The 25,875-nt window shown below is 65.0% G+C and carries 27 protein-coding genes; 16 read left to right on the top strand and 11 right to left on the bottom strand.

Translation table 11 applies throughout. The annotated features are described in order from the left end of the window. Positions 1-87: 87 nt before the first annotated feature. A complete protein-coding gene (locus ATC04_RS03395) occupies positions 88-1,557 on the top strand; it encodes an MFS transporter (RefSeq protein WP_047120129.1) in 1,470 nt (489 codons plus the stop codon). Between the two features lie 3 nt (positions 1,558-1,560). Continuing rightward, positions 1,561-2,763 carry an amidohydrolase gene (locus tag ATC04_RS03390; RefSeq protein ID WP_052772492.1) on the top strand — a complete coding sequence of 401 codons (1,203 nt, stop codon included), beginning with the start codon at positions 1,561-1,563 and terminating at the stop codon, positions 2,761-2,763. A 143-nt stretch (positions 2,764-2,906) separates the two neighbouring features. On the opposite strand, the gene ATC04_RS03385 is transcribed toward ATC04_RS03390, so the two are convergent. The 4 genes from ATC04_RS03385 to ATC04_RS03370 all read right to left on the bottom strand — a co-directional run bounded on the left by ATC04_RS03385 (position 2,907) and on the right by ATC04_RS03370 (position 4,534). Continuing rightward, the gene (locus ATC04_RS03385; protein ID WP_152666891.1) at positions 2,907-3,137 is read right to left on the bottom strand and encodes a hypothetical protein; all 231 of its coding nucleotides are present in this window, start codon (positions 3,135-3,137) and stop codon (positions 2,907-2,909) included. Positions 3,138-3,443: 306 nt separating this feature from the next. Next, complete coding sequence (locus tag ATC04_RS03380; protein WP_047120131.1) at positions 3,444-3,749, bottom strand: nuclear transport factor 2 family protein; 306 nt, start codon at positions 3,747-3,749, stop codon at positions 3,444-3,446. Positions 3,750-3,884: 135 nt separating this feature from the next. Further along, positions 3,885-4,265 carry a cupin domain-containing protein gene (locus ATC04_RS03375; RefSeq protein ID WP_047120132.1) on the bottom strand — a complete coding sequence of 127 codons (381 nt, stop codon included), beginning with the start codon at positions 4,263-4,265 and terminating at the stop codon, positions 3,885-3,887. Continuing rightward, a complete protein-coding gene (locus tag ATC04_RS03370) occupies positions 4,262-4,534 on the bottom strand; it encodes a hypothetical protein (protein WP_047120133.1) in 273 nt (90 codons plus the stop codon). Before ATC04_RS03370 ends, ATC04_RS03375 begins: the two co-directional genes overlap by 4 nt. 73 nt (positions 4,535-4,607) lie before the next feature. Between ATC04_RS03370 and ATC04_RS03365 the strand changes: the two genes are divergently transcribed. After that, positions 4,608-4,901 (top strand): hypothetical protein, encoded by a 294-nt coding sequence (locus ATC04_RS03365; protein ID WP_047120134.1) that lies wholly within the window; start codon positions 4,608-4,610, stop codon positions 4,899-4,901. Positions 4,902-5,054: 153 nt separating this feature from the next. Here ATC04_RS03365 and ATC04_RS03360 read toward each other — a convergent pair whose 3' ends face one another. Further along, entirely contained in the window at positions 5,055-5,579 is a 525-nt protein-coding gene (locus ATC04_RS03360; protein WP_152666892.1) for a hypothetical protein, read from the bottom strand. Between ATC04_RS03360 and ATC04_RS03355 the strand changes: the two genes are divergently transcribed. Both ATC04_RS03355 and ATC04_RS03350 read left to right on the top strand, forming a co-directional pair. Then, positions 5,579-5,887 (top strand): hypothetical protein, encoded by a 309-nt coding sequence (locus tag ATC04_RS03355; RefSeq protein ID WP_060616992.1) that lies wholly within the window; start codon positions 5,579-5,581, stop codon positions 5,885-5,887. The two genes, ATC04_RS03360 and ATC04_RS03355, sit on opposite strands and share 1 nt — an antisense overlap. Positions 5,888-5,963: 76 nt before the next feature. Next, complete coding sequence (locus tag ATC04_RS03350) at positions 5,964-7,688, top strand: NERD domain-containing protein (protein ID WP_047120137.1); 1,725 nt, start codon at positions 5,964-5,966, stop codon at positions 7,686-7,688. A gap of 32 nt (positions 7,689-7,720) precedes the next feature. Here ATC04_RS03350 and ATC04_RS03345 read toward each other — a convergent pair whose 3' ends face one another. Both ATC04_RS03345 and ATC04_RS03340 read right to left on the bottom strand, forming a co-directional pair. Continuing rightward, the gene (locus ATC04_RS03345) at positions 7,721-8,821 is read right to left on the bottom strand and encodes an alanine racemase (protein WP_047120138.1); all 1,101 of its coding nucleotides are present in this window, start codon (positions 8,819-8,821) and stop codon (positions 7,721-7,723) included. 110 nt (positions 8,822-8,931) lie between these two features. Beyond that, entirely contained in the window at positions 8,932-9,720 is a 789-nt protein-coding gene (locus tag ATC04_RS03340; protein WP_047120139.1) for an IclR family transcriptional regulator, read from the bottom strand. Between the two features lie 115 nt (positions 9,721-9,835). On the opposite strand from ATC04_RS03340, the gene ATC04_RS03335 reads away from it, so the two are divergent. From ATC04_RS03335 to ATC04_RS03315, 5 genes are all read left to right on the top strand, one after another. Continuing rightward, entirely contained in the window at positions 9,836-10,303 is a 468-nt protein-coding gene (locus tag ATC04_RS03335) for a VOC family protein (RefSeq protein ID WP_047120140.1), read from the top strand. Between the two features lie 166 nt (positions 10,304-10,469). Then, the gene (locus ATC04_RS03330; protein WP_047120141.1) at positions 10,470-11,174 is read left to right on the top strand and encodes a CoA transferase subunit A; all 705 of its coding nucleotides are present in this window, start codon (positions 10,470-10,472) and stop codon (positions 11,172-11,174) included. 2 nt (positions 11,175-11,176) lie between these two features. Beyond that, positions 11,177-11,821, top strand: coding sequence for a CoA transferase subunit B (locus tag ATC04_RS03325; RefSeq protein ID WP_047120142.1), 645 nt, complete (start codon positions 11,177-11,179; stop codon positions 11,819-11,821). Between the two features lie 2 nt (positions 11,822-11,823). Next, positions 11,824-12,993 (top strand): acetyl-CoA C-acyltransferase, encoded by a 1,170-nt coding sequence (locus ATC04_RS03320; RefSeq protein ID WP_047120143.1) that lies wholly within the window; start codon positions 11,824-11,826, stop codon positions 12,991-12,993. A gap of 164 nt (positions 12,994-13,157) precedes the next feature. Further along, entirely contained in the window at positions 13,158-14,879 is a 1,722-nt protein-coding gene (locus ATC04_RS03315) for an alpha/beta-hydrolase family protein (protein WP_047120144.1), read from the top strand. A gap of 82 nt (positions 14,880-14,961) precedes the next feature. Here the strand turns inward: ATC04_RS03315 and ATC04_RS03310 are convergent, their stop codons facing one another. Beyond that, positions 14,962-15,522, bottom strand: a complete 561-nt coding sequence (locus tag ATC04_RS03310; RefSeq protein ID WP_047120145.1) for a histidine phosphatase family protein — start codon at positions 15,520-15,522, stop codon at positions 14,962-14,964. Positions 15,523-15,570: 48 nt separating this feature from the next. Then, the gene (locus tag ATC04_RS03305) at positions 15,571-16,389 is read right to left on the bottom strand and encodes a metallophosphoesterase (RefSeq protein ID WP_082123989.1); all 819 of its coding nucleotides are present in this window, start codon (positions 16,387-16,389) and stop codon (positions 15,571-15,573) included. Between the two features lie 248 nt (positions 16,390-16,637). Between ATC04_RS03305 and ATC04_RS03300 the strand changes: the two genes are divergently transcribed. Further along, positions 16,638-17,588, top strand: coding sequence for a beta-ketoacyl-ACP synthase III (locus ATC04_RS03300; RefSeq protein ID WP_047120146.1), 951 nt, complete (start codon positions 16,638-16,640; stop codon positions 17,586-17,588). A 269-nt stretch (positions 17,589-17,857) separates the two neighbouring features. Beyond that, positions 17,858-19,579, top strand: a complete 1,722-nt coding sequence (locus ATC04_RS03295; protein WP_047120147.1) for a thiamine pyrophosphate-dependent enzyme — start codon at positions 17,858-17,860, stop codon at positions 19,577-19,579. A 250-nt stretch (positions 19,580-19,829) separates the two neighbouring features. On the opposite strand, the gene ATC04_RS03290 is transcribed toward ATC04_RS03295, so the two are convergent. Beyond that, a complete protein-coding gene (locus tag ATC04_RS03290; protein WP_047120148.1) occupies positions 19,830-20,033 on the bottom strand; it encodes a DUF6480 family protein in 204 nt (67 codons plus the stop codon). A gap of 55 nt (positions 20,034-20,088) precedes the next feature. Further along, complete coding sequence (locus tag ATC04_RS03285) at positions 20,089-20,643, bottom strand: type 1 glutamine amidotransferase domain-containing protein (protein ID WP_047120149.1); 555 nt, start codon at positions 20,641-20,643, stop codon at positions 20,089-20,091. Positions 20,644-21,170: 527 nt separating this feature from the next. Between ATC04_RS03285 and ATC04_RS03280 the strand changes: the two genes are divergently transcribed. From ATC04_RS03280 to ATC04_RS03265, 4 genes are read left to right on the top strand one after another with little or no spacing between them, the layout of a single operon-like run. Beyond that, positions 21,171-21,875: a FadR/GntR family transcriptional regulator gene (locus ATC04_RS03280; protein WP_047120150.1), complete on the top strand. Its 705-nt coding sequence runs from the start codon at positions 21,171-21,173 to the stop codon at positions 21,873-21,875. Further along, the gene (locus tag ATC04_RS03275) at positions 21,872-22,858 is read left to right on the top strand and encodes an asparaginase (protein ID WP_353580017.1); all 987 of its coding nucleotides are present in this window, start codon (positions 21,872-21,874) and stop codon (positions 22,856-22,858) included. The genes ATC04_RS03280 and ATC04_RS03275 overlap by 4 nt, the downstream gene beginning before the upstream one ends. Before the next feature lie 32 nt (positions 22,859-22,890). Continuing rightward, entirely contained in the window at positions 22,891-24,303 is a 1,413-nt protein-coding gene (locus tag ATC04_RS03270) for an aspartate ammonia-lyase (RefSeq protein WP_047120151.1), read from the top strand. A gap of 11 nt (positions 24,304-24,314) precedes the next feature. Then, entirely contained in the window at positions 24,315-25,769 is a 1,455-nt protein-coding gene (locus ATC04_RS03265; protein ID WP_047120152.1) for an amino acid permease, read from the top strand. Positions 25,770-25,875 lie beyond the last annotated feature (106 nt).

Here is a 25,875-nt window from a genome sequence, read left to right as displayed (position 1 = left end):
GCATAGTGCTTAGAAACTCGGCAGGTATTTATAGCTTTATCTCGGCTCGAACAACTCGCTGCCTTCATTGAAGTATCGGATCATCAGATGTCATCAACAACTCGCACCACCAGGAAGGTGGCCGGCGGAGCCGTCGGCTTCCTGATCGTCATGGAATTCGGTTCCGGCCTGCTGCAAGGCTGGTTCCCTCCCCTGCTCTCCCGTATCGGCTCGGATTTCGGTGTGGAAGCCGCGGCCCTGAACTGGGTCATGGTCATCTACTTGCTGATGACTGTTGCGTTCGTGCCCATCATCGGCAAGCTCGGGGACCTGTACGGGCACAAGAAGATGCTGCTGATCACGGTCTGCCTGGTCGCGGCCGGTTCGTTGCTGGTGGCTTTTGCTCCGAGCTTCACCTGGCTGCTGGTTGGCCGCGCGCTGCAGGCCCCGCTGGGCGCCTTCCTCCCGCTGGAATTCGCGATTGTGCGCAGCCGCGACGAGGGGTCGGCCGGGCGCAGCATCGGCAAGCTCGTGGGCGCTTTGACCCTGGGCGGCGCGCTGGGCGCCATGTTCTCCGGCGTACTGCTGTCCGCTTTTGACGACTTGACCCTGGTGCTGCTGGCGCCGGCGCTGTTCCTGGTGTTGTGCATCCCGGTGGTGGCCTGGCTGGTTCCCGAGTCCAGCACCCGCACGGCCGGAACGATCGACTGGGCCGGCGCCGTGCTGCTGACCGCGGGCCTGCTGTCCGCCCTGTTGGGCATTTCCAACGCCGCGACCTGGGGCTGGGATTCGGCCGCCACGTGGGGCACCATTATCGGCGGCCTGGTCTTGCTGGTGCTCTGGGTGCGCGTGGAAGGCCGCGTGGCCTACCCGCTGATCGACCTGAAGGTGCTCACCGGCACCGGCATCGGCCTGCCGATTGTCGCCGCGGCGTTCTTCGGCGCCCAGATGTTCGGTTCGCAGACCGCCGGGTCGCTGTTCATCATGACCGACCCGAACACCTACGGTTTCGGCCTGGGGCTGGGCAGCTCGGCCATCGGCCTGCTGTTCCTGGTGCTGGCGCTGATGACGTTCATCGGCACCACCCAAGCCGACCGCATCGGCTCGAAGATCGGTGCGCGTGCCGCGATCATCGCCGGCTCGGTGCTCTCCGCATTGTCCTTCGGCGGCATGATCCTGATGGCGGACAACGCCACGGCCTTCATGGTGTCCATGGCCATCGGCGCCTTCGGCAACGGCCTGATCCTCGGCCTGCTGCCGGCCATCGTGGTGCGCAAGTCCCCGGCTGATTCGGTGGCTATCGCCTCCGCGCTGTACAACACGACCCGCACCGCCTCCGGCTCGGTCTCCGGCGCCGTGTTCGCCCTGGTGATGTCCTCGGCACTGGTGACCGTCACGGTGGACGGCACCTCGAGCACGGTGTCGGCCGACAGCACCTACATGGCCGTCTGGATCATCTGCGCCGTGCTGTCCCTGGGAGTGGCCCTGCTGGCCCTGCGCTTCCGCGACACCCCCACGCCCGCTGGCGCCCCGGCGGAGTCGACCCCCGTAGCGGCCGCAGCGGCCGAAGGAGAATAACCCATGGAACTGGCCCCCGCTTCATCCACCGCACAGCGCCTGCAGCAGGCCGTGGCAACACACAGCCAAACTCTGCTGGGCCTGTCCGCGGCCCTGCATGCCGACCCGGAAATCGCGTTCAACGAACACCGCTCCGTGGCCCGCGTCGCTGCCCCGCTGGAACAGGCTGGCTTCAATGTGCAGCTCGGCGGCTTCGATCTGGAGACCAGCCTGCGCGCTGAATTCGGCAGCGGTTCGCTGACGGTGGGCATCTGCGCGGAATACGATGCGCTGCCTGGCATCGGGCACGCCTGCGGGCACAACATCATCGCCTCCGGCGCCGTCGGAGCCGCGCTGGCGCTGGCGCAGGTGGCCGAGGAGCTGGACCTGCGTGTGGTGCTGCTGGGCACCCCGGCCGAGGAAGACGGCGGCGGCAAGGAACTGATGCTGCGCGCCGGGGCCTTCGACGACGTGGACTTCGCCATCATGGTGCACCCGACCCCGGGCATGGACATCGACTGCACCGGCACCTCCTCGCAGGGCTGCGACCGCTTCAAGGTGCACTTCACCGGCGCCGCCTCCCATGCAGCGGCCGCCCCCTCGCACGGGGTTAACGCCTCCAATGCCGCGACCATCGCCCAGGTGGCCATCGGCCTGCTGCGCCAGCAGCTGCCCGACGGCATCCGAATCAACGCGGTGGTACTACCCACCAAGGCCGTGACCAACGTGATCCAGGCGCAGGCCAGCCTGGAGATCGAGGTCCGCGCCCACGACGCCGCGCTGCAGCAGGAGGTCAAGGACAAGGTGCTGCGCGCCTGCCACGGCGCGGCGCTGGCCAGCGGCTGCGAGATGGACTGGGAGCAGTCCTGCCCCGCCTACCTTCCGGTGCTGCAGGACGAGCGCATCCTTTCCCGCTGGAACAACTCCCTTCGTGCCACCGGCAGGAACCTGCTGCAGCTTCCGGCAGGCAGCACCGGCGGAGGCTCCACCGACATGGGCAACGTGTCCCAGTACCTGCCGGCAATCCACCCGGTGATTGCCGTGCTGGACGCGGTCGGCATGCCGCACACCGCCGCGTTCGCCGCGGAAACCTGCTCGGCCGGCGCCGACCAGGCGGTGCTTGACGCCGCGGTCGCGCTGGCCGGCACGGCAGCGAACGTGGCTGCCGATACCGAGCTGCGCCAGGCGCTGCTCCAGGAACGTCGGGAGCGCAAGCCCCGCGCCTGATCTTCCCCGCATGTGCCCCACCATCGTAGACCCCCAACTGCCGTGGTGGGGCACTTTTTGGTCGCCCCACCCTCGGCATGTTTCAGCAACAACTCAACAGGATTGACAATATCGCTGTCCTGGAAGTCGATGGGAGCCTAGCCTCAGGCAGAAAGGACTTGATTCTCCGCTTTTCCCCGCGAATTCGACTGCACCATCTGACCGCAGCCATGGCCGCCGAGCCCTTCCGCATCAAGGAACTGTCTCCTGTTGAACTGCTGGATGCCGTGGTGCAGCGCACCGTCGAGGTCGAGCCGACCATCAATCTGGGCGGATACCCGTGCGGCGGCAAACGCCCTGCGCAATTCCGGTGTCGTGCCCGAAGAAGTGTCCACCGGCGTGCAGATCGGGGGACGCACCTACTATGAGTCATGGTCTTCGCCCTGGGCTTCGCACTGGAAGCCGAGCTTGATTTGTGGACCCAGCCTTCATGGTGGCCGCAGGTGGTGGCGGCTAACGCCTAGAGCACCCCATGAGTCTGACCGGGCTGTTGTCTCCTCCGACGGCCCGGGCATCTCATTGTCCGCAGTAGTCCGCAGCGAATGAAGTGCGCGTCCTACTCCTGCACAGCATTTCAAGAGCCATTTGTAGTCGTTCTCCTCAAGGTTGATCACGAACGCACGGCGCTCGCAGATCAGCCCTTAGCGCATGACGAAGACCTCTCCCATGGCCCTGCGCAACTGCTCTCCATTGGCTCGGTGGGTTTCACCGTGGATCTCCGCCATGGCTGTGTCGTCCTCCTCGACCAGGCGCACGATGCGCAGCACCGGATATCCGGTGAAGTCCTCGTTCTCTATGGCGGCGTCATCGGCTTGTTTGCCGGTGAGTCGGAAATGCCCGAAGACGGTCCAGACGATGTCCTCGGTCAGACAGGCCAGGATCTGGGTATGGTCGTTCTTGTTGAATCCGTCGATGTATTTTTGGACCGTTTCCTTGTTCACTGACATTTTCCCGCTCCTCAACACCGGCAGGGATTTCAGGCTAGATCCGTCGGCCGCGTTTGGGAATGCCGAAAAAGCAGCAGGCGGTGAAATGAACAAAATTTTTGTTCATTTCACCGCCTGCTGCGGGTCTGGCGGAGGTTACTTCGCCAGGTACATCTTGCGCAGCGGTGCCTCAAGCACCCAGGTGGTGTTCATTCCCTCGCGCAGGTGGCAGATGCTGCCCGGAACCAGGTTCACGGTCTGTTCCTCGAAGCCATTGACCGGATGGATCGTGACGCTCGCGGTGCCCGACAGCACGATGAACAATTCTTCGGCCTCGACATCGCTCATCGTGCCGGCGCTCATCTCCCACAGGCCGAACTCGGCGCCGAAGATCTCGCCCAGCGATTCGGCGGCGGTGGTCGGGTCCCCGGCCAGCGACTGCTCCGCAGGCACCGGCTCGTGGGCCAGTTCAACGGACAGTGCGTCGACGCTGCGGGTGTTCGCCCCGATCTCGAAGACGGTGGTGTTTTCGCTCATGAATCAAATCCCATTCCAATAGCATCCATGGTTCGCAGGAGCAGTCCCCGCTTGCCTTCGCGGCGATCAGCGCGCAACATGGCCCAAGTCATCATCTTAACCCCTAGCCAAGCCGCCGGTTCCGGAGGGAACGGCAGCGGCTTCTTCTTGGCCATTTCCAGGACGGTCAACTCGGGCAGCTTGTGCAGCATATCCCAGCCGATGGCCTCGCGCTGCTTTTCGGTCAGGGCGTGGCCGGCGCAAGGGTGATCGTCGAGAGCGCCAAGCATCTTGCCTCAGCATCCCCCTGACCGGGAGCATTCTGTCACTCCTAGTCACGGTCGGCCAGCGTAGGCTTTGGAGATGAGTAACCAAATACCCTGCGAGGACCAAAGGCTCCTCCGGATCTTTTGCGATTACGGTGCCGAATGGCCGCTGTGGGAATGCGGCATGCAGGTCCCGGAGGACTACGGCCTGTCCGACACCCTCTGCGCCCGGCTTTCGCAGTGGAATACCCAATTCCAGGAGCACATGCATTGGGATCACGGCTGGCGCATGGGATTCGACGTTCGGCGGTGGACACAGACCGGCCATCGACTGGCCAAAGACGTTCAACGCGAAGTCGGGCCCTCTATCATCGTCCGCTACTGGCAGTGACCCGCAATCCGACTCGCATTGAAAGTAGCAGCCTGCCGGATTCGTGCGGATCCGGAGGCTGTTGCTAATCCATTTCCTATCGGTGCCCGATGCTGCTTGGCGACGACTACCACGGCAGCCAGGGAATGTGCGCGTAGGTGGTTTTCTGCGCTTCTACTGCCCTAATGAAACGCTCCAAGAATCCATCGCGCCCAGCGGCTTGTTGACGATGCCATCTAATTCAGGGACCGACCGGTTGCCGTAGTTCGAGAGGTTATCGGTGCGCAGGATCGAGAACGTCCCCATCGGGTTCCCACTCGACACGTACCAGCTGGTGTAGAACAGATTGCTTCCCTTGCGGGCACCCGGGTCGGAGATCAGCGCGGGTAAGGCGCCCCGGGGGTGGCGGTGTTGGTCTTGGTCTTCAGCCCAATCTATTCGGCCGCCGCTGCAGGTGCCTGAGATCACCGCGAATTCGTTTCCCATCGGTGCGGTGGTGACGGCGATTTCCTCGCGCTTCATGCTCTGCTCTTCGATAAGTTTGGTCATCGCTTCCAAGGCGTACGGGTAGGCCGGCAGGTTCGCGGAGGCGTCTTTGCAGGTGGTCTCGCCGTCCGGCCCCACGCCGACTCGATGGTGAATGAATCGTTTGGCTTGCCATAGCCCGGACAGCCGCCAGCACCACACCGTCGCGATCAATGGCCATCAGCAGCGACTTGTCCGAGGAATGCAGCCCATCGATTGCGTTGGCCGGAACCACCCAGCCGTCGTCGACCTCACCTAGCTTCATAGCGTTGCTGCGGGCCACGGGGACGGGCCTGGCGGCCGCTGTGGTCGCAGGCTGGGGCAAGCCGGTCGCGGCGTTCCTGATCATCATCCTCTTCGTCACCGGCGCGCCGATCCTGGCGGTGCTTATCGGGGTCGGGATCGGCTGGGTGGCCATCACGCTGCTGCCGCTGCCGGAACCCGAAGCGGACCCGGAGCCCGCCGCGGCGACATCTGAATGACAAATCTCCACTGATCTGCCTAAACTTCCCGTAGGACGGCCGTATTCGCGCCGCAGAACATCACACGGGGGAATCAATGGCACGGTGTTATCCGCAGGATCCGCAGTTCACGGACAAGGGCGGAGCGGAGAAGGCGGTGTTCGAGGCGCTGCGCGACGCGCTGCCCGAGGATGCCCTGCTCTTCCACTCGGTGCAGCTGCGCGATGGCAGCGCCGAGCACGAGATCGACCTGCTGGTGCTCTGGCCCGAGGTGGGCATCGCCGCCATCGAGGTCAAGGGCGGCCTGGTCTCCAGCTCGGAGGGCTGCTGGTACCAGTCGGATGCCAAGGGAAAACACCGGCTCAAGCAGAGCCCCATGGCGCAGGTGCAAAGCTCCGCCCACGCCTTGAAGGAGGTGCTCTACCCGCTGATGGGCACCCGCGTCACCAGCCGCATGGCGCACATCGTGGTCCTGCCCTACACCCCGTGGCCTGCTGACTACACCTCGGTGGGATTCCCCCGCGAGCTGATCATCGACCGCGGCCAGATGCCGCAGATCGCCCAGCACGTGCGCGGCGCCATCGAGAACCAGGGCGGAGGCCTGGCCGGGCTGACCCTGGACTTCGCCGAACGCATGGTCAAGCACCTGACCTCCTCCACCGGCCCGCTGGGCGGGGACCAGGCCGAGGTCGACTACGCCCAGGCGCTGGGCAACGAGCAGGTCCAGGAGACCCTGACCGCCCGCCAGCAGATCCTGCTCTCGGCCACCCGCTCGCTGCCGCGGGTGCGCTTCATCGGCGGCGCCGGCAGCGGCAAGACCTGGATGGCCCTGGCCAAGGCGCGCGAGCTGTCCAAGCAGGGGCTGCGGGTTGGCCTGTTCTGCTACAACAAGGGCCTGGGCCACTACCTGAAATCCGAGGTCGGCACTTGGCGGCAGAACAAACCGGTGCACACCGGCGAATTCCACGAATACGCGCGCAGCCTGGGGGTGCCCGACGGTAGCGGACAGGAATACTTCGACGTGGCCATGCCCGCGATGCTGCGCGAGATCGGCCCGGGGCTGGACGCCGGGCTGAAGCTGGATGCGGTGATCGTGGACGAAGCCCAGGACTTCGCCCCGGACTGGTGGGAGGCGCTGCTTTCCTGCACTGTGGATCCCACCGGCGGCCGGGTCTACGCCTTCATGGACAGCCGGCAGGATGTCTACCGCCGCTGGGACGGCGAGGCAGTGGGCGAAAGCTTCGGCCCGGCCGCCGCGCTGGTTCCCATCCATGTCGACGACAACCTGCGCAACACGCGCAGCATCGCGCAGACCTTCAAGGGATTCATCGACCAGGCCAGCAAGCTGCGCGGCGGCGACGGGATCCCGGTGCGCTTCGTGGCAAGCAGCACCGAGGACAGCATCGACACCGCCTCGGACTGCGTGGACGCGCTGCTTGACGAGGGCTGGGCGAACAACCAGATCGCGCTGCTGACCACGAACAAACGCCACCCCGTCCACCAGGGGCATTTCGAGGACGGCACCGTGGACAGCGAGTACTGGCCCGAGTTCCACCGCCGCGACGGCGAGTTCTACGGGCACGTGCTCGGCTTCAAGGGCCTGGAGCGCAGCGTGGTGATCCTGTGCGTGAACGGCTTCAAGGACATGGGCCGCGCCGCGGAGATGCTCTACGTCGGCTTCTCCCGCGCCCGCAGCCTGCTGGTGGTGGTCGGCGACCCCGACCTGCTCGACGAGGCCTGCGGCCACGAGCTGCCGCAGGCGCTGTCCAAGGCGCAGCTATGGGACCCGCACGCCACCCAGCAGCTGGAGCCGGCGCCCTGAGCCGCTGGCTTTAAGAAGTCAGCCTTGGGCCCTTAGTAGTTCAGCCCGCGCGCGTTGACGTCCCAGCGCTCGACGGCGCCATCCGGGTGGATCGCCAGCACGGAGTCCACCAGGTTCACCGCCACGCAGACGTGGTTCGGGATAATGCGCAGCTGCTCGCCGTAGCCGGGCAGTTCCCGTTCCTCGGGCCAGTCGATGGTTGCATGGTGTTCGGACAGCGCGGTGATCGAGGCTTCGGGGCATTCCATGACCCGGCCGTAGCCGCTGGCCCAGGCCGGGCGGTCCGAGCCGAGAACCTTGCTGCCGGCGTCCACCACGATGCGCCGCGGGATGTCCGCGGAGCCCTCGTGGCGGCTGATGACGGTGGAGGCCACGCTCAGCGCGATGTCGTTCCATCCGGTGCGCCCCAGCTCGAACTGCTGGGCGTCGCCGAAGACGTAGACCCCGGGGCGGACCTCGGTCAGCACCGAGTTGTCGCTCAGTTCTGCGGTGGGAGTGGAGCCTCCGCTGATCCGCTTGACCTGGTGCCCGGCCTTGCGCAGCAGGCAGGCTGCCTCGGCGAGCGCCTTGTGCTCCTGGTTGACTGCCTCGTCGATGGCGTTCGGGGCGTAGCTGTGGCCGGGGAAGGTGAACACGCCATGCACGCGCAGTCCGGCGTCGCGGGCGGCGTCGGCGATCTCCACGGCCTGAGCCGGGGCGACGCCGCTGCGGTGGTGGCCGCTGTCGATCTCGATCATGAGCTTGACCTTGGGCGCCTTCTCCCCCAGCATTTTCGCCATCTGCTGCACGGCGGCGACCGAGTCGGTGCCGATGCTCAGCTTGGCCCGCTTCATCAGTTCAAGGATGCGCTCGGCCTGGGATTCGTTGATCCACAGGGGGTAAGCGATGAACAGCTTCGGCACCCCGTGCAAGGCGAAGTTCAGCGCCTCGCCGACGGTGGCGACGGTCAGGCCCGCGGCCCCCGCGGTGAGCTGGCGGTCGGCGACCTCCAGCATCTTGTGGGTCTTGGCGTGGGGGCGCAGCTTCAGCCCCTGGCTGGATACCCGCTGGGCCACCCGGGCGATATTCCGCTCCAGCTTTTCCACGTCCACCAAGATCTCAGGCGTGTTGATGCCTGACGGAATATTGCCCACAAATACCTTCCAGAGCTCGAGCCGACGTCTTCGCCGCGAACACGTCCGGAGCACAGACTACCGCAGGAAGTTGTGATCATGTGAGTCGCCGGATGCCGGGAACCGGAGGTCTACCGGGTGATCGCTCCAGGACTGCGGCGCAGCTGCGTGGACAGTTCATGCGCGTGGTGCAGCAGCAGTTGCCCCAGCTCCTTGCGGCGGGCCTCCTCGAAACGGCTCTGGATGCCGGTCAGGCTCAGCGCCCAGGCCGGCTGGCCCGTGGCGTCGAAGACCGCCGCTCCCATGCCCCAGCTGCCCTCGACGATCAGCCCCGGGTTCACCGAATATCCCAGCGTCCTGGTTTCGGCGACCTTGGCGCGCAGTGCCTCGGCCGAATGGGCCTGCCCGTATTCGGGTACCAGATCGTGGGACTGCAGATAGTTCTCCACCGTGGATTCGGACAGGAACGCGAGGATCGCGATCCCCGCCGAGGCAACACCCAGCGGGAAGCGCCGCCCCTCGTAGAGGACGAAGGAGCGGATGGGAAAAGCCCCGTCCTGGCGCAGCAAGCAGACCGTCTCATCCCCGCGCCGGGCGGAGAGGAACGCGCTCTCGCCGGTCGCCTCCGCGAGCGCCGCGACATGCACCCGGGCCAGTTCGCTGATGTCGTAGCGTTCGGCGGCCACCGCGCCCATCAGGTAGAGCTCCGGGCCCAGCAGCCAATGTCCGGTGGCGTTGTCGTGGTCGCAAAAGCCTTCGGCCACCAATGCGGTCAGCAACCGGTGCACCGTGGGCCTCGGCAGCCCCGCCTGCCGTGCGGCCTCCGTGGTGGTGATGCCCTGCGGCATGGAGGTGCTCACGGTGCGCAATACGGCTGCCAGGCGTCCGACAACCTGTGCCCCGGAAGGTGTTGTACTCATGCCCACATTATGGACGATTGGCGTCCATGGCCGGAACTTGGGGCGGCGCATCAGCCTCCTGGATGGCAGCCGCCAAGCCCGCGTCCGCGCACCGCGTCTCCGCCATACTGCTGGCATGGAGACGACACCGGAGATGACCATGCAGCTGACCATCGACTGCGCGCACCCGCAGCTCATGGTGGAGTTCTGGGCCGAGGCGCTGGGCTACGTGCAAGAACCTCCGCCGGCCGGCCACGCCAGCTGGCGCGCCTACTGGCAGGACCTGGGAGTGCCGGACGAGGAACTGTCTCCCGGCTCTGGCGACCTCCCCGAATCCATCATCGATCCCACCGGCCGAGGGCCTCGCATCTGGTTCCAGCAGGTTCCCGAGTCGAAAACCATGAAGAACCGCTGGCACTTCGACCTGCAAGTCGGCGGTGGACGGGATGTTCCGCTGGAGACCCGCGTCGAGCGTGTGCGTGCCACCGCCGAGCGCTTGGCCTCCCGCGGAGCGGCCATCCTGGGCATCCACGACGAGCCGTCCATGGGCCATTACGCGATCGCCGTGCAGGATCCGGAGGGCAACGAATTCGACGTGGTTTGATCTGCGGCAATATTCGTCCATATTATGAACGCAGTGTCCATGATCCCCCATCATCTGAGCAATACCGCTCCAATGCGGCACCGCCTATTGAATGCCTACCTGCGACTACGTAGGTTTAGAGGTAATCAGAACTGCACTCCACATCGTGGACGGCATGGAGGAATCGATGACAACGAAGTATCGCGACGACGCGGCAGCCGCACTGGCCGAAGTCGTCAAGGACGGCATGACCATCGCCGTGGGAGGCTTTGGCCTGAGCGGGAATCCCACCCGGCTCATCAAGGCGCTGCGGGACTCGGGCGCGACGAACCTGACCATCGTCTCCAACAACATGGGAGTCGACGGCAAGGGCCTTGGCCTTTTGCTGGAGAACAAGCAGGTCTCCAAGGTCCTCGCCTCCTACGTCGGGGAGAACAAGCTCTTCGCCCAGCAGTTCCTCGACGGGGATCTGGAGGTCGAATTCTGCCCCCAGGGCACACTGGCCGAACGACTGCGCGCCGGCGGCGTGGGCATCCCGGCCTTCTTCACCCCCACCGGCGTCGGCACCCCGGTGGCCGAGGGCAAGGAAGTCATGGAGTTCAACGGCAAGCCGGCCATCCTTGAACGCGGCATCTTCGCTGACATCGCCTTGGTCAAGGCCTACGAGGCGGATGCCGAAGGCAACCTGCGCTACCGCATGACCTCCAAGAACTTCAATCCCCTGGCGGCCATGTCCGGCCGCCACACCTTCGCCGAAGCCGAGCATATCCGCGAAGACTTCCTCGACCCGTCGCTGGTGGAAACCCCGGGCATCTTCGTGCAGACGCTCGTCCAAGCCGACAGCACCAAGGACATCGAACAGCGCACCGTGCGCAGCAGGCAGGAGGGCTAGCCATGTGGACCCGCGACGAAATGGCGGCCATCGCCGCCAGCGAGCTGACCGACGGCCAGTACGTGAACTTGGGCATCGGCATTCCGACCATGGTGGCTAACCACCTGCCCGAGGGCGTCTCGGTCAAGCTGCAAAGCGAGAACGGGCTGCTGGGCATGGGGCCGTTCCCCTACGAGGGAGAAGAAGACGCAGACCTGATCAATGCCGGCAAGCAGACCGTGACCATCCTGCCCGGCGGCAGCTTCTTCGACTCGGCCACCAGCTTCGGGATGATCCGCGGCGGGCACGTGGCCACCGCCATCCTCGGCGCGCTGCAGGTCGCCGCCAACGGCGACCTGGCCAACTGGACCATCCCCGGCAAGCTCGTGAAGGGCATGGGCGGAGCCATGGACCTGGTGGCCGGCACCCCGCGCGTCATCGTGCTCACCGACCACGTGGCCAAGGACGGCACCAGCAAAATCGTTGAAAAGTGCGACCTGCCGCTGACCGGCGTCGGGGTCGTCAACCGCATCATCACCGACCGCGCCGTCTTCGACATCGAAGACGGGGCACTCATCCTGCGGGCCTGCGCCCCGGGCGAGAGTGCAGCAAGCATTCAAGAAATCACCGCGGCGCCATTCGCCGTGGACATCCAGGAGGACCAGTAAGAATGACCGTCAAGATCGTAGGCTACGCCCGCACCCCGTTTATGAAGTTCAACGGGGCCCTGGCCTCCGTGCCGGGAACCGCGCTGGGAGCCCACGCCGCCAAGGCGGCGATGGAGCGCGCCGGCGTTGACCCTTCCGAGATCCAGCGCGTCGTCGCCGGCCAGGTGCTGCAGGGCGGCGCAGGCCAGAATCCTGCCCGCCAGTCCGCCGTCGGAGCCGGCGTCCCGCTGAACGTCCCGGCCATCGCGGTCAACGCGGTGTGCCTCTCCGGCGCCGAGGCCGTGGTGGCCGGCGAGCGCCTGATTGCCAGCGGCGAGGTGGACGTGGTGCTGGCCATCGGCCAGGAGTCCATGTCGCTGGCCCCGCACGTGCAGCGCGCCCGCGCCGGCACCAAGTACGGCGCGATCGAGCTGATCGACACCCTGGAGTACGACGGCTTGACCGATGCCGCCGAGCAGCGCTCCATGGGCGCCTCCACCGAGGAGCACAATGCCAAGCTGTCCATGACCCGCGAGTCCCAGGACGCCGTGGCCGCCGCATCGCACCAGCGCGCCGCCGCCTCCCGCGAGTTCCTGGCCGGGGAGATCGCTCCGTTCACCATCTCCACCCGCAAGGGCGACACCGTGTATTCCGAGGACGACGGCGTGCGCGAGTCCACCACCATCGAGTCCCTGGGCGGGCTGCGCCCGGCCTTCGCCAAGGATGGCACCATCACCGCCGGCAACTCCTCGCAGATCACCGACGGTGCCGCGGCCGTGGTGCTGGCCAGCGACGCCGCAGTCGAGCGTCTGGGCCTGACCCCGATGGCGGAGATCGTCTCCCACGCGTTCGTCGCCGGACCTGACCGCACCCTGCACGAGCAGCCGTCCAATGCCATCCTCGCCGCGCTGCAGCGCGCCGGTGCCAAGGCCGAGGACCTGAAGGTGGTGGAAATCAACGAGGCCTTCGCTGCCGTGGCGGTGCAGTCCACCGCGGCGCTGGGCATCGATCCTCAGATCGTGAACCCGCACGGCGGCGCGATTGCACTGGGCCACCCGATCGGCGCCTCCGGCGCCCGCATCGTGGGAACCCTGGCACGCCAGCTGCAGGAATTGCCGGCCGGTTCGCTGGGTGCCGTGGGCATCTGCGGCGGCGGCGGCCAGGGCACCGCGGTGCTGCTGCGCTCGCTGTAGCCCCTAAAAATCAACGAATGCCGGCGGCGGGAGATGAGACCCGTCCGCCGGATTTCGTGCATCACAAGTCATACTCGCACGAAATACGCCGAAGCCCCCTAGACTTCAATTCCAGGAGCTGGACGGCAACACCGCAGGCCGGCCCGGACCTACGGAGGCACCACATGGCCGAGCGGCTGGCGGTTCTCAAACCCTGGCGCATGCACTGGATCCCTGCGTTGGGCGCGCTGGCACTGGCGCTGCTTTCGCTAACCCCGTCCATGCTGCCGCGCACCGCGGTATTCCAGGGAGTGCTCTGCGCCCTGGCCGCGCTGCTGGGATATGCGGCAGGAGCGCTGATCCGGTGGCTCTTGGTCTCTTCGAAGAGCGCGTCGCAGGAACCCCGGGCCGCTGGGCAGCAGGATGCCTCGTCGCCGGAGATTCATTCCGAAGCGCCGCAAGCGAATCCTGCCCCGCGTACCGCAGGGAAGGCCGCCGCAGTGCTCGGCGTGGTGCTGTCGGCCGCCGGGCTGGTGTTCTACCATCTCTGGCAGAACGACCAGCGAGAGCAGTTGGCGATGCCGCACCAATCTGCGTGGTCGCTGGTGTACGTCGTGCTGGTGGGTGTGGTTCTCCTGGCGCTGCTGCTGATCATCTGCCGATTCATTCGCAAGATTTCCCTGGCACTCATTGAAATCGTGGACAAGGTATTGCCACGGCGCGTCGCGGCGGTCATCGTCGTGGCGGCCATGGTGCTGGGGTTGGCGATGGTCGGCAACCGGGCAGTGGTGCAGCGCGTCGCCGGATCGTTGGACAACCTGTTCCTGTCGATCAATGACGAATTCCTCACCGACCTGCAACCGCCCCATAATCCCGAACTGTCTGCGGGGCCCGGGTCTTCGGTCAGCTGGGCCGATTTGGGACGCCAAGGGCGCCTATTCATTTCCAACACCCCCAACAGCTCGTCGGTGGCGGCGTTCTCCGGCAAGGATGCCAAACAGCCCATCCGTGTCTATGCCGGGGCCGGAAAGGACGGCAACACGGAGCTCGCGGCCCAGGCCGCGCTGGCGGTTGAGGAGCTGCGGCGCACCGGCGCATTCAACCGCGCGGTGCTCAACGTGGCCACCGGCACGGGACGCGGCTGGGTGAACGAGAACCAGATCCAGGCGCTGGAGTACATGTGGGGCGGCGATACAGCGACGGTCAGCATGCAGTATTCCTACCTTCCCAGCTGGATGTCATTCCTCATGGACTCCTCACGGGCACAAGACGCCGGACGCCTGCTGTTCGACGCCGTGTATCGGCACTGGGTGCAGCTGCCGACCAAGGAACGCCCAAAACTGGTGGTCAGCGGGGAATCGCTGGGGTCCTTCGGTGCGGAGGCTGCCTTCAGCGGCGCCCAGGATTTCGCGACGCGCACCGATGGTGCGCTCTTTGTCGGCCCAGCCGCCGGCAACCGGCTCTGGCAGCGCTTCACCGATGAACGCGATCCGGGCAGCCCCGCGGTCCTCCCTGTCTACGAAAACGGGGACATTGTCAGGTTCTCCGCCGACGGGGTCCACTGGCCGGGTTCTGGCACGTGGGGCGAGAGCCGGATCGGCTATCTCCAGCATTCCAACGACCCCATCAGCTGGGGAGATGTCGAAGTCTTCATTTCCAAGCCGGACTGGCTGCGTGCCGGCCAGCGGCCGGGGAATATTCCATCGGCAATGGTTTGGATTCCCGTGGTGACCGGTCTCCAGCTATTGCTGGACCAGGTGGCCTCCGGGATACCCGATGGCCAGGGACACGAATTCGGGCAGGTGCCGGTCCGAGCATGGCCGCAGATCCTTCCCTCTGGCCAGTGGACCGACGGGGACACCGAACGCTTGGTGGAACTCTTGAAACAAAGCCAGCCAGCACGATAGCAAAGCCTGCAGAGCATTCATGCAGAGCGGCAAAGAACGATCCGAACCGAGTTCGAGAACCCGAACCCGTTGAGTCCGGCAGCTAGTGCCACAACGGCTCTCGCGCGACAAAGTTGCCCAACAGCGCAGGATCGAGCTCGATCATCTGCGCATTGGCCAGCGGCGGATGCGCTTCACCGCTCAGCGCGGTCAGCACCGAGCCGATCCAGGCCCCGTGGCTGACCACCAGCACCCGCTGCTGCGGATGCTGCACTGAAATCTTGAACAGGGCGTTCACCCCGCGCTGCACCAGATGGTCCTCGGGTTCGCCCACCTCCATGAGCAGGCGGCGCTGTTCATCATCCAGGCCCTTCACCAGGCGGCCCTCGGACTCGCCGAAGTCGCGTTCCATCAGTTCCGGGTTCTCCTGGACCTTGGCGATCCCCAGCGCATCGGCCAGGATCTGCGCGCTTTGGCAGGCCCGGAACAACGGCGACGAATAGACGGCATCCCACGGACCATCGCAGGACAATTCGGCCGCCAGCGAGTGGGCCTGGGCGATGCCGGTGGCATTCAACGGCAAGTCTCTGCGGCCGTGCAGCCGCTGCGCGCGGTTCCATTCGGTTTGGCCATGGCGGATCAAGACGATCGTTGTTGCAGTCATTGTTCTTCCTTCGTGGGCGCTTTCGGGGCAACGCGGTTTGTCGTAGGTTCAGCGGCCCCGCAGGGCGAGATAGGTTTCGGTTCGTTCCTGCGACGGGCGCATCTGCTCGGTGGACGCAGGCACCGACACCACGCATTGGGCACTGATGCGCAGCACCGAGAACCAAGCGCAGTCCTCCTGGACGACCTCCGTCGGGGCGAAGGGGTTCATGTTGTAGGAGGTTGCCGGCGCCATGAACACCGGGGTGTTCAGCAGCTGGCTGGCTCCACTCTGGTGGTAGTGCCCGCACAGGATCGCGCGCACGTCGCTTCCCGCGACCAGTGCTGCCAATGCTTCGGGATTCTCCAGCCCGCGCCCGGCCAGGGCGGCGGAGAAGGATTCCAGTGGCGGATGGTGGAGCAGCACAACCGTTCCCTTGGGTGCGGCGACGGACAGCAGCCGATCGAGCCAGGCCCGCTGGGAGGCATCGATCCGGCCTTGGGCCTGCTGGAATCCGCCGCTGTCCAGTCCGATGATGCGCAACCCGTCAATGTCATGTACGGTATTGGCCGGATGCGGTCCGGTGGACAACCTCGTGGTGCTGAACAGCGGACCGATCGATCCGGCGGGATCGTGGTTCCCGGGAATCGTGATGATCGGGCAGCCCAGCAGGTACTGCGCCTCGGCGAGGATCCTGGCCGCATCCGAGTGGATCGCGGCCCCGCGGTCGGCCACGTCCCCGGTCAGCACCAGCGCGTCGGGTTTCAGCTGCTCCGCGGCGCCAAGTGCCCGGGCCAGCCGGCGCCACGGATCGATTGTCCCGTACAGCAGCCGGGCATTCCCGGTGAGATGGGTGTCGCTCAGGTGCACAATTGTCAGTTGATCCATTTTTCTCCCCTCCCTCCGTACTGCTTTCTCTCCATTGCAGCGGCCGCCGCTGACATCCGGGTGAACTCCACGTCGACGACATATGAAGAGACCCGGAATGCTTGGATTCTCGTATAACGAACGAGAAGCGCCGATTTTCCGCGAATTTTCGCAAAATATATGCCATCTTGAGCATGTGAACGGCAAGTAGCGTGCAAAACGACTAACCTTAATGGAGGCAGCATTTAATCCACCAAGGAGCAACATCCATGACCGGCAGCAAAGTCGTCGCTTTTGGCCACTTCCAGCCAGAGCGCATCGTGCCAAACACCGAGCTGGAAAAGCTCGTGGAGACCAGCGACGAATGGATTGTGCGCCGCGTAGGCATCGAGGAACGCCGTTGGGGCACCGGAGTCGAGACCGTCGATTCCATGGCCGTCAAGGCCGCCAAAATGGCGCTGGACAATGCCGAGGGCATCACCGCCCAGGACATCGACATGATCGTGCTGGCGACGTGCACCGCGACCGACCGTTCGCCGAACATGGCCGCCCGCGTCGCCAACGCCCTTGAGATGAACCAGGGTCCAGCCACGATGGACATCAATGCTGCCTGCTCGGGCTTCACGCACGCTGTGGGTCTGGCCCAGGGTGCCATCGCCGCAGGCACCGCGACCAACGTCCTGGTCATCGGCGCGGAAATGCTGACCGATTACACCGACTTCACCGACCGCACCACCTGCGTGCTGACCGCCGACGGAGCCGGCGCGTTTGTCGTGACAGCTTCCGAGGAGAATGCGATTTCCCCTGCGGTATGGGGTTCGGTGCCTTCGCTGTCGGATGCCGTGCGCATCGAAGCCGAGAACGACATGAAGTTCGCGCAGAACGGCCAGAGCGTCTACCGCTGGACCGTGACCCAGCTGCCGAAGATTGCCTCGCAGATCATCGAGCGCGCCGGACTGCAGCCCGAGGAAATCGACGGCATCATCCTGCACCAGGCCAACTTGCGGATCATCGAGCCGCTGGCCGAGAAGATCGGTGCGCCGAATGCCCGCGTAGCCACCGACATCGTCTACTCCGGCAACACCTCGGCCGCTTCGGTGCCGCTGGCGCTGTCCAAGCTGATGGCTTCGGACGAGCCGCTGCCTTCGGGGTCCAAGGCCCTGTTGTTCGCCTTCGGCGGCGGTCTGGCCTACGCCGGCCAGGTCATCACCATTCCATAATCGACGCCTAAATCAGAAAGCCTGTCGCCATCGGCGGCAGGCTTTTTTGTACCTTCCGCAGCTTTCGCCCGGCCAGTATGTGGAAAGGCTGAACGCACCTGCGACCCGCGGATCGTTGTGCCACGATGAAATTGGTGGATAAAGCACAGCTTCCCTGGAAGAGAGGTCTTCGGTCCGTCGGGAAGCAGACAAGAATCGGAGTTTTCCGAATCTGTCCAAGACTGCGGCTATCCATTGTCCACGTTGTCCTTGTTGCGGAAAGGAAAGACATGAAGACAGTCAGTAAAGCTATTGTCGAGTCCCTCGCGGAATACGGCGTCACCCACGCCTGGGGTGTTGTCGGCGATGCTCTTAACCCGCTGACCGACGCAATCCGTGAAGAACCTTCCATGGAGTGGGTTGGCGTACGACACGAGGAAGCCGCTGCGTTTGCAGCCGGTGCGCAAGCCCAGCTGACAGGGCGTCTTGGGCTGTGCATGGGAACGGTGGGCCCGGGATCGATCCATCTGCTCAACGGTCTCTATGATGCCAAGAAGTCCCATGCCCCGGTCTTGGCCATTTGCGGCCAAGTGCCTACCTCGGAAATTGGCAGCAGTTTCTTCCAAGAGGTCAACAACGATCTTCTATTCAGCGACGTAGCGGTCTTCGCGCAGACAGTCACCTCGGCCGACCAAATGCCGCAGCTTCTGGAACAGGCTGTCAACGCCGCCATCTCGAACCGCGGTGTGGCCGTGCTGACCGTGCCGGGGAACGTGGGCGGCATGAAGCTCGAAAAGAACGTCCGCCCGGCCAAGTTCACCCCGCAGGCGGCGCAAGCCGCTGCGCCGCTGCGACAGATTGATGAGGCCGCCCAGGTATTGCAGGATGCCCAGAAAGTCACCTTGCTGGTCGGGATGGGTGCGCGCGAAGCACGCGCCGAGATCCTCGAACTTGCCGAACGCTTGCAAGCTCCCATGGTGCTGACGCTCAAGGCCAAGGAAAGCTTGGAATCGGAGAACAACTATCAGGTAGGGCAGACCGGCCTGATCGGCAACCCCGCAGCGGCCGCTGCATTGGACGAAGCAGATGTAGTATTCATGATCGGAACCGATTTTCCGTACAGGGACTGGTACCCCAGCGGGAAGACGGTCATCCAGCTGGATATGCGTGCCGAGCACATTGGCCGTCGCACCCAGGTTTCGCACGCGATGGTCGGGCATGTCGAGCCGTCCTTGAAACAACTATTGCCGAAACTACCAGCCGGACGCGCGGACAAGCATCTGGCATCGATCCGCAAGCAATACGAGCGCTGGTTGGAACGCCAGGGCAGGATCACCGACCCGGATCGCGACCGCGGTCTGGTGGGAAAAGTCCGTAGCCTGGTGGAGAACCCGGAGGAGTTCATTCGTCCGGAAGCAGTCGCTGCCCAGCTGGACCAGAAAGCAGCCCGCGACGCGATATTCACCGTCGACACGGGAATGTCGACGGTTTGGTTGTCGCGGTTCATAGAGATGCGGGGCGAACGGCGCCTGCTTGGGTCCTTCAATTTGGGCTCCATGGCCAACGCCATGCCTCAAGCTCTAGGGGCGCAGGCGTTGGATCGTTCGCGGCAGGTCATCGCCAACTGCGGCGACGGCGGACTGATGATGCTGCTCGGAGATCTGCGGACAGCCGTGACCTACAAGCTCCCGGTGAAGTTCATCGTCTACAACAACGGCCGTCTGGGAATGGTCAAGCTTGAGCAGGAACAGGGCGGTCTCGAGGAATTCGGCACGGAGCTGGACAATCCCGATCTCTCCCAAGTCGCACGTGCAATGGGCATTAATTCCCAGCTGGTCACGAAGCCCGAAGACATCGCGGCTTCCATTGATGCAGCGCTTGCCAGCGATGGACCGTATCTGCTCGACATCCGTACCAATCCTCAGGAGATATCCTTGCCGCCGAAGACGACTGCGTCTGATGCCTGGGGGTTTGCGATCGCCAAGTCGAAGGAAGCAATCGAAAGCCCTTGAACCGGCACTGCCCATAATCGCATCTGGTCTGGAGAGCTCGAACGCATCCCTTGGCAGACTGAGCCTCGGGGCAAGTCTTGACTTGCCCCGAGGCGCAGTCTGCAATCTCGAAGTCTGCCTCGTCACTTCCACTCAGAGACACAACGGACTTCCGCAGGAGAAACACCCCTGCGTTCGGGGAAGCGTTTTCTCCTGGCAACCGGACCGTGAGGTGTCCGAAGCTGATGGAAGGTCGCAGTCCCCGAAGTGTCTACTCTTCGTGCCCTTGGTCCCCGCTCATCGATCCTTCTGCCGGCGGTGTTTCTCCGGGCGGCACTCCGCCACCCGGTTCCAAGCCAGTGATCGTCTGTTCCAGAGGGTCGGGGTTAGAGGAAGCCGCCTTTTCCTGACTTGCTGCCTCACCCGCGGCGTCCTTCTCTGTTTCGCTTTGTTTGTCGAACTTGTTGTTCTTCATTGAAAAGTTCCTTCGGGATTTCTATACCTTGCTCGCGTTAGTTGTCCAGGGCCGATTAAGCACCGAGCTCCTCGATGATCGCGGCATTGAACGCTTCCAGATCTCCAGGGTTGCGCGAAGTGATGAGAACGAAATTTTGCGCCGAGCACCGGAAAACTTCCTCGTCCACCCACTGTCCGCCAGCGTTGACCACGTCTGTCTTAATTGACTTATACGAAGTCAACGTCTTGTCCCGGACAAGCCCGGTTTCCACAAGCAGCCACGGACCGTGGCAGATCGAAGCCACCGGCCGTCCGGTGGCGGCGAAGGACTGGACAATGCGCTGCGCCTCGTCGTCAAGACGCAGATTATCCGCATTGAGCGTTCCCCCAGGGATCAGCAGCAGGTCGAATTCCTGCTCGTCCACGGTCTCCAAAGCCATGTCAGCTTCGAGAATCTTGCCCTGGTCCCAATCTCCCACCAAGGTTTGGATCTTCTCCTTCCTGGGAGCAGCGACCTTGACGTTTGCTCCGGCAGACCGAAGCGATTCGACCGGACTGGTCAATTCGTCTTGCTCAGCGCCACGATTGGAGACCAGAACGAGAACCTTTTTACTGGACAAATCAGCCATCGGCTTTTCCTTTCCTCTAGGTGTTCACAGCCAACACTGCTCTGCCAGCACGGGTGGCACAAGAAGCGGTCAGGAAGTCCTCAGGCGCGGTCCCCAGCGAGAGTGCTTCACTTGTCTCGCCCTTCGTTTGATTTGCCCAGCTCTCTCCGCGGCGCGAAGATCCTCACCGGCGTCTGTCCGGAACGCGGTACGGAGCACTTAGCTTATGGTCACGGCATTGCAACACCGGTCTTCGACGTGCGGTGTGATGTCCATCAATGCTCATCGGACAAAACGCAAGTCAGGGCGGTGGACCCGTTTCCTCCGGATAGAACATCCGTACGGGTATCCCAAAAGCTGCTCGAAGATACTAAGCTGTAGATGCCCGAGCGCCTCGAACGTGAGGGACGAGGACCGGTGTCCCCCAAGTACCGATCCACGTCGGCGATGCTGCAGTCCCCCAAGCGCAACATCGCCCCTCGGGTATTCAGCAGCCCGCCAAGAGCGGCTCCTTGACTCACGAGCTCTACACTGCAAGACTCGTACTCGTGAACCTGTCAGACAGCTGGACACCCGGACAGCAACCCATTGAACGCCGCTCCGCTGCGGAAGCAGTTTTCCTCTCCCTGCGCGCGGCCATCGAAGCCCAGGAAATCCCGCTCGGCACCAAGCTGGGATCCGAGGCGAGCCTCGCCGCGGACTACGGCGTGAGCCGATCGGTCATCCGCGAAGCCCTGCGGTCCTGCGCCACCCTGGGACTCACCCGCACGGAGACCGGGCGCGGCACCTTCGTGATCTCCCACCGCCCCACCCGCGAGCTCAAGCTAGGCACCTTCTCCTCGGACGACCTGCATGAGGCCCGCCCGCACATCGAGATCCCCGCCGCGTCCCTGGCCGCCAGCCGGCGCACCGCCGAAGACCTCGAACGGCTGCGCGGGCTGCTGGACCAGATGGAGCACGAAGACGATCCGGCAGCCTGGGTCGAGCTGGACGCGGCGTTCCACGCCGCCATCGCCTTGGCCAGCGACAACTCGGTGTTCACCAAAATCGTCAGCGATATCCGCGAAGCCATGTCGCGCCAGTCCGAGACCGTCAACCTGGTTGCCGGCCGCACCGGCCCGTCCAACGAGGAGCACCGCCTCATCGTCCAGGCCATCGCCGACCAGGATCCGGACGCCGCCGCGCAAGCCATGAACGGACACCTCAGCGCCGTGCACCACGCCATCACCACCATCGTCAGGAGCAGCAAGTGACCCGCATCGAAACCCAACTGCCGGACCTGCATGCGCTGGCCGCCCACGGCCTGACGCAGCACGTCCCCCTGGTAGCTGCCACCCGCGGGGACGCCATCGAATCCATCCACTACGGCTCGGCCGTGGTGCTGGGCCCCGACGGCTCGGTGCTTGAAAGCCGCGGCGACACCCAGGCGCTGTACTATCCGCGCTCGGCGCTCAAGCCGCTGTTCGCCGTGGGCCTGCTGCGTGCCGGCCTGGAGTTGAGCGACGAGCAGATCGCCCTGGCTGCCGCCAGCCACTCGGGCTCGCAGCGCCACCAGGACGTCGCCCGCTCCACCCTCGAAGCGGCCGGGCTGTCCCTCCAGGCCCTGGGCAACTCCACCGACTTGCCCTACGGCACCGCCGAGCAGGCCGCTTGGCTGGCCGCCGGCGGCTCAGCCACCCAGCTGGCGCAGAACTGCTCCGGCAAGCACGCGGCGCTGCTGGCGCTGTGCAAGCTCAAGGGCTGGGATCTGAAAAGCTACCTCTGCGAAGGCCACCCGCTGCTGCAGCTGCTGCGCGAAACCGTCGAGGAGCTCACCGGCGAGGACATCACCGGGCAGAGCACCGACGGCTGCGGCACCCCGGTCTACCTGCTCTCACTGCCGGCGCTGGCCCGCGGCTTCGCCCGGCTCGCCTCCGCCGCGCAGGGTACCCCGGAGGGCCGCGTCGCTGCCGCCATGCGCGCCTACCCGGAGCTGGTGGCCGGCGAGGGCCGCGACGTCACCGCGCTGATGCGCGAGGTTCCCGGCGCCATCGCCAAGGACGGGTTCGAGGGCATCCAGGCCGTCGCCCTGCCCGACGGCACCGCGCTGGCAGTGAAGATCGCCGACGGCGGCGACCGCGCCCGCATGCCGGTTACCGCGGCCCTGCTCGCAGCGCACGTTCGCGTGCCCGAAGATCTGCTTTCAAGCCCCGCCCTGGGCGGGGGAAAGCCCGTCGGCCGCCTGGCCGCACTCTAGAAACACCCATCCATCACAGGAGAAATATCCCCATGATCCAGTCTCAGCTCGCCGCCACCCGCGTAGAGCATGATCTGATCGGCGACCTCGACATCCCAGCCGAGGCCTATTGGGGCGTGCACACCCTGCGCGCCAAGCACAACTTCGACATCACCGGGACCCAGCTCTCCGGCAACCCGTACCTGATCCGCGCACTGGCGCGTGTGAAGCAGGCAGCGGCCCGCGCGAACCACGAGCTGGGGCTGCTGGACGCCGAGCGCGCCGCGGCCATCGACGCCGCCTGCGAGCGCATCGTGGCCGGCGAGCTGCACGAGCAGTTCATCATCGACCCGATCCAGGGCGGCGCCGGCACCAGCACCAACATGAACGCCAACGAGGTCATCGCCAACCTGGCGCTGGAAATCATGGGCCACGCCAAGGGCGAGTACCAGTACCTGCACCCGAACGACCACGTGAACCTCTCGCAGTCGACCAATGACGCGTACCCGACTGCTGTCAATATCGCCACCCACTTCGCCACCCAGCCGCTGCTGGAAGCCATGAAGGTGCTGCAGGATTCCTGCCTGGCCAAGGCCGAGGAATTCCGCACCGTGGTCAAGATGGGCCGCACCCAGCTGCAGGACGCGGTGCCGATGACCGTGGGCCAGGAGTTCGGCGGCTGGGCCGTCACCCTGGGCGAGGACCGGGCCCGCCTGGCCGAATCGCTGTCGCTGGTTACCGAGATCAATCTGGGCGCCACCGCGATCGGCACCGGGCTGAACGCCCCGGCCGGCTATGCCGAGGCCGCGTGCCGCCACCTGCGCGAGCTGACCGGCCTGCCGCTGACCACCAGCCCGGATTTGATCGAGGCCACCAGCGACGTGGGAGCCTTCGTGCACCTGTCAGGCGTGCTCAAGCGCGTGGCGCTGAAGATCTCCAAGATCTGCAACGACCTGCGCCTGCTCTCCTCCGGTCCGCGCGCGGGCCTGAACGACCTGCACCTGCCGGCTGTGCAGTCCGGCTCCTCGATCATGCCCGGCAAGGTCAACCCGGTGATTCCGGAGGTCGTGAACCAGATCGCATACCAGGTGGTGGGCCACGATTTGACCGTGACCATGGCGGCCGAGGGCGGCCAGCTGCAGCTGAACGCCTTCGAACCGGTGATCGCGCATTCGATCGGCCTGTCGCTCAAGCACCTGACCAACGGCTGCCTGACCTTGGCCACCCGCTGCATCGACGGCATCACCGTGGACGAGGACGCGCTGCGCCGCGAGGTGGAGAACTCCATCGGCCTGGTCACCGCGCTGAACCCGCGCCTGGGCTACTCCGCATCCACCGCCATCGCCATGGAGGCGCTGCACACCGGCCGCGGCGTGGCCGAGCTGGTGCTTGAACGCGGCCTGCTGTCCGCCGAAGACCTGAACGAGCTGCTCTCCCCAGAGCGTTTGGCCAACCTCTCCGACTAAAAAGGAACCCTATGGAGAAAACCACCCCCGAGGCGGCGCTGACTGCCGGCGACTCCGACTACCACAAGGGCTTGTCCCCACGGCAGATGCAGATGATCGCCATTGGCGGCGCCATCGGCACCGGCCTGTTCATGGGCGCCGGAGGGCGCCTGGCCCAGGCCGGTCCCGGCATCGTCATCAGCTACGCGGTCTGCGGCTTCTTCGCCTTCCTGATCCTGCGTGCGCTGGGCGAGCTGGTCATGCACCGGCCGTCCACCGGATCGTTTGTGTCCTACGCCCGCGAGTTCTACGGCGAGAAGGCGGCCTTCGCCACCGGCTGGCTGTACTGGCTGAACTGGGTCATGACCGCCATCGTGGACATCACCGCCGTCGCGCTGTACATGGCGTTCTTCGGCAAGTACGTGGAATGGATCGGTTCGGTCCCGCAGTGGCTGTGGGCGCTGGCCGCCCTGGCCCTGGTGCTGACCATGAACCTGATCTCGGTCAAGGTCTTCGGCGAGATGGAGTTCTGGTTTGCCCTGATCAAGGTGGTCGCGCTGGTCTCCTTCCTGATCATCGGCTGCTACTTCGTCTTCTTCGGCACCCCGGTCGACGGCCACGAGGTCGGCTTCTCGATCATCTCCGAAAACGGCGGGCTGCTGCCCAACGGGCTGCTGCCGGTGCTGGTGCTGATGCAGGGTGTGGTTTTCTCCTACGCGTCCATTGAGCTGATCGGCACCGCGGCCGGCGAAACCGCCAACCCGGAAAAGGTCATGCCCAAGGCGATCAACACCGTGATCATCCGCATCGCAGTGTTCTACGTCGGTTCGCTGGTGCTGCTCTCGCTGCTGCTGCCGTACACCGCCTACTCGGCCGGGGAGTCGCCGTTCGTGACGTTCTTCGGCTCCATCGGGGTGAAGGGCATGGACGTGGTGATGAACCTGGTGGTGCTCACCGCGGCTTTGTCCTCGCTGAATGCCGGCCTGTATTCCACCGGCCGCATCATGCGCTCGATGTCTCTGAACGGCTCGGCTCCGCGCTTCGCCGGACGCATGAACCGTTCCGGCGTCCCGTACGGCGGCATCGTGATCACCGCTGCGGTGGCAGTGCTCGGCGTGGTGCTGAACGCTGTGGTTCCGGCCGCGGCATTCGAGATCGTGCTGAACTTCGCCGCCGTCGGCATCATCGCTTCCTGGGGCATGATCGTGCTGTGCCAAATGGCGCTGGTGAAAAAGGTCCGCGCCGGCGAAATGCAGCGCCCGAGCTTCCGCATGCCATTCGCTCCGGTCTCCGGCTGGGTGACGCTGGCGTTCCTTGCCGCGGTGCTGGTCATGATGGCCTTCGACAACCCCGTGGGCACCTGGACCATCGCTTCGCTGGTTGTCATCATTCCGATACTGATCGGCGGCTGGTACCTGTGCCGCGGCCGCATCAACCAGCTGGCTTCCGCCCGGCTGAACGCCGAGGCGCACTCCGAAAAGGTCTAGCCGCTTCGCAGCTGTTCCACCACCGATGGCCCGGGATTCTTCCCGGGCCATCGGTCGTCCCTGCGCATCGGCCGCGCCGATCAAGGGTAGTTGGCCTCCGACATGA

The organism is Arthrobacter sp. YC-RL1, from assembly GCF_001454985.1.
GTDB lineage: Bacteria > Actinomycetota > Actinomycetes > Actinomycetales > Micrococcaceae > Glutamicibacter > Glutamicibacter soli.
The sequence above is the reverse complement of the archived record's forward strand: the minus strand, read 5'-3'. Positions and strand labels throughout refer to the sequence as shown.

What these genes read in the sequence shown, in the direction of transcription:
- ATC04_RS03395 (WP_047120129.1), top strand. Translation starts at nt 88, where the DNA reads ATGTCATCAACAACTCGCACCACCAGGAAGGTGGCCGGCGGAGCCGTC.
- ATC04_RS03390 (WP_052772492.1), top strand. Translation starts at nt 1,561, where the DNA reads ATGGAACTGGCCCCCGCTTCATCCACCGCACAGCGCCTGCAGCAGGCC.
- ATC04_RS03380 (WP_047120131.1), bottom strand. Translation starts at nt 3,749, where the DNA reads ATGTCAGTGAACAAGGAAACGGTCCAAAAATACATCGACGGATTCAAC.
- ATC04_RS03375 (WP_047120132.1), bottom strand. Translation starts at nt 4,265, where the DNA reads ATGAGCGAAAACACCACCGTCTTCGAGATCGGGGCGAACACCCGCAGC.
- ATC04_RS03370 (WP_047120133.1), bottom strand. Translation starts at nt 4,534, where the DNA reads ATGCTTGGCGCTCTCGACGATCACCCTTGCGCCGGCCACGCCCTGACC.
- ATC04_RS03365 (WP_047120134.1), top strand. Translation starts at nt 4,608, where the DNA reads ATGAGTAACCAAATACCCTGCGAGGACCAAAGGCTCCTCCGGATCTTT.
- ATC04_RS03355 (WP_060616992.1), top strand. Translation starts at nt 5,579, where the DNA reads ATGGCCATCAGCAGCGACTTGTCCGAGGAATGCAGCCCATCGATTGCG.
- ATC04_RS03350 (WP_047120137.1), top strand. Translation starts at nt 5,964, where the DNA reads ATGGCACGGTGTTATCCGCAGGATCCGCAGTTCACGGACAAGGGCGGA.
- ATC04_RS03340 (WP_047120139.1), bottom strand. Translation starts at nt 9,720, where the DNA reads ATGAGTACAACACCTTCCGGGGCACAGGTTGTCGGACGCCTGGCAGCC.
- ATC04_RS03335 (WP_047120140.1), top strand. Translation starts at nt 9,836, where the DNA reads ATGGAGACGACACCGGAGATGACCATGCAGCTGACCATCGACTGCGCG.
- ATC04_RS03330 (WP_047120141.1), top strand. Translation starts at nt 10,470, where the DNA reads ATGACAACGAAGTATCGCGACGACGCGGCAGCCGCACTGGCCGAAGTC.
- ATC04_RS03325 (WP_047120142.1), top strand. Translation starts at nt 11,177, where the DNA reads ATGTGGACCCGCGACGAAATGGCGGCCATCGCCGCCAGCGAGCTGACC.
- ATC04_RS03320 (WP_047120143.1), top strand. Translation starts at nt 11,824, where the DNA reads ATGACCGTCAAGATCGTAGGCTACGCCCGCACCCCGTTTATGAAGTTC.
- ATC04_RS03315 (WP_047120144.1), top strand. Translation starts at nt 13,158, where the DNA reads ATGGCCGAGCGGCTGGCGGTTCTCAAACCCTGGCGCATGCACTGGATC.
- ATC04_RS03310 (WP_047120145.1), bottom strand. Translation starts at nt 15,522, where the DNA reads ATGACTGCAACAACGATCGTCTTGATCCGCCATGGCCAAACCGAATGG.
- ATC04_RS03305 (WP_082123989.1), bottom strand. Translation starts at nt 16,389, where the DNA reads ATGGATCAACTGACAATTGTGCACCTGAGCGACACCCATCTCACCGGG.
- ATC04_RS03300 (WP_047120146.1), top strand. Translation starts at nt 16,638, where the DNA reads ATGACCGGCAGCAAAGTCGTCGCTTTTGGCCACTTCCAGCCAGAGCGC.
- ATC04_RS03295 (WP_047120147.1), top strand. Translation starts at nt 17,858, where the DNA reads ATGAAGACAGTCAGTAAAGCTATTGTCGAGTCCCTCGCGGAATACGGC.
- ATC04_RS03290 (WP_047120148.1), bottom strand. Translation starts at nt 20,033, where the DNA reads ATGAAGAACAACAAGTTCGACAAACAAAGCGAAACAGAGAAGGACGCC.
- ATC04_RS03285 (WP_047120149.1), bottom strand. Translation starts at nt 20,643, where the DNA reads ATGGCTGATTTGTCCAGTAAAAAGGTTCTCGTTCTGGTCTCCAATCGT.
- ATC04_RS03270 (WP_047120151.1), top strand. Translation starts at nt 22,891, where the DNA reads ATGATCCAGTCTCAGCTCGCCGCCACCCGCGTAGAGCATGATCTGATC.
- ATC04_RS03265 (WP_047120152.1), top strand. Translation starts at nt 24,315, where the DNA reads ATGGAGAAAACCACCCCCGAGGCGGCGCTGACTGCCGGCGACTCCGAC.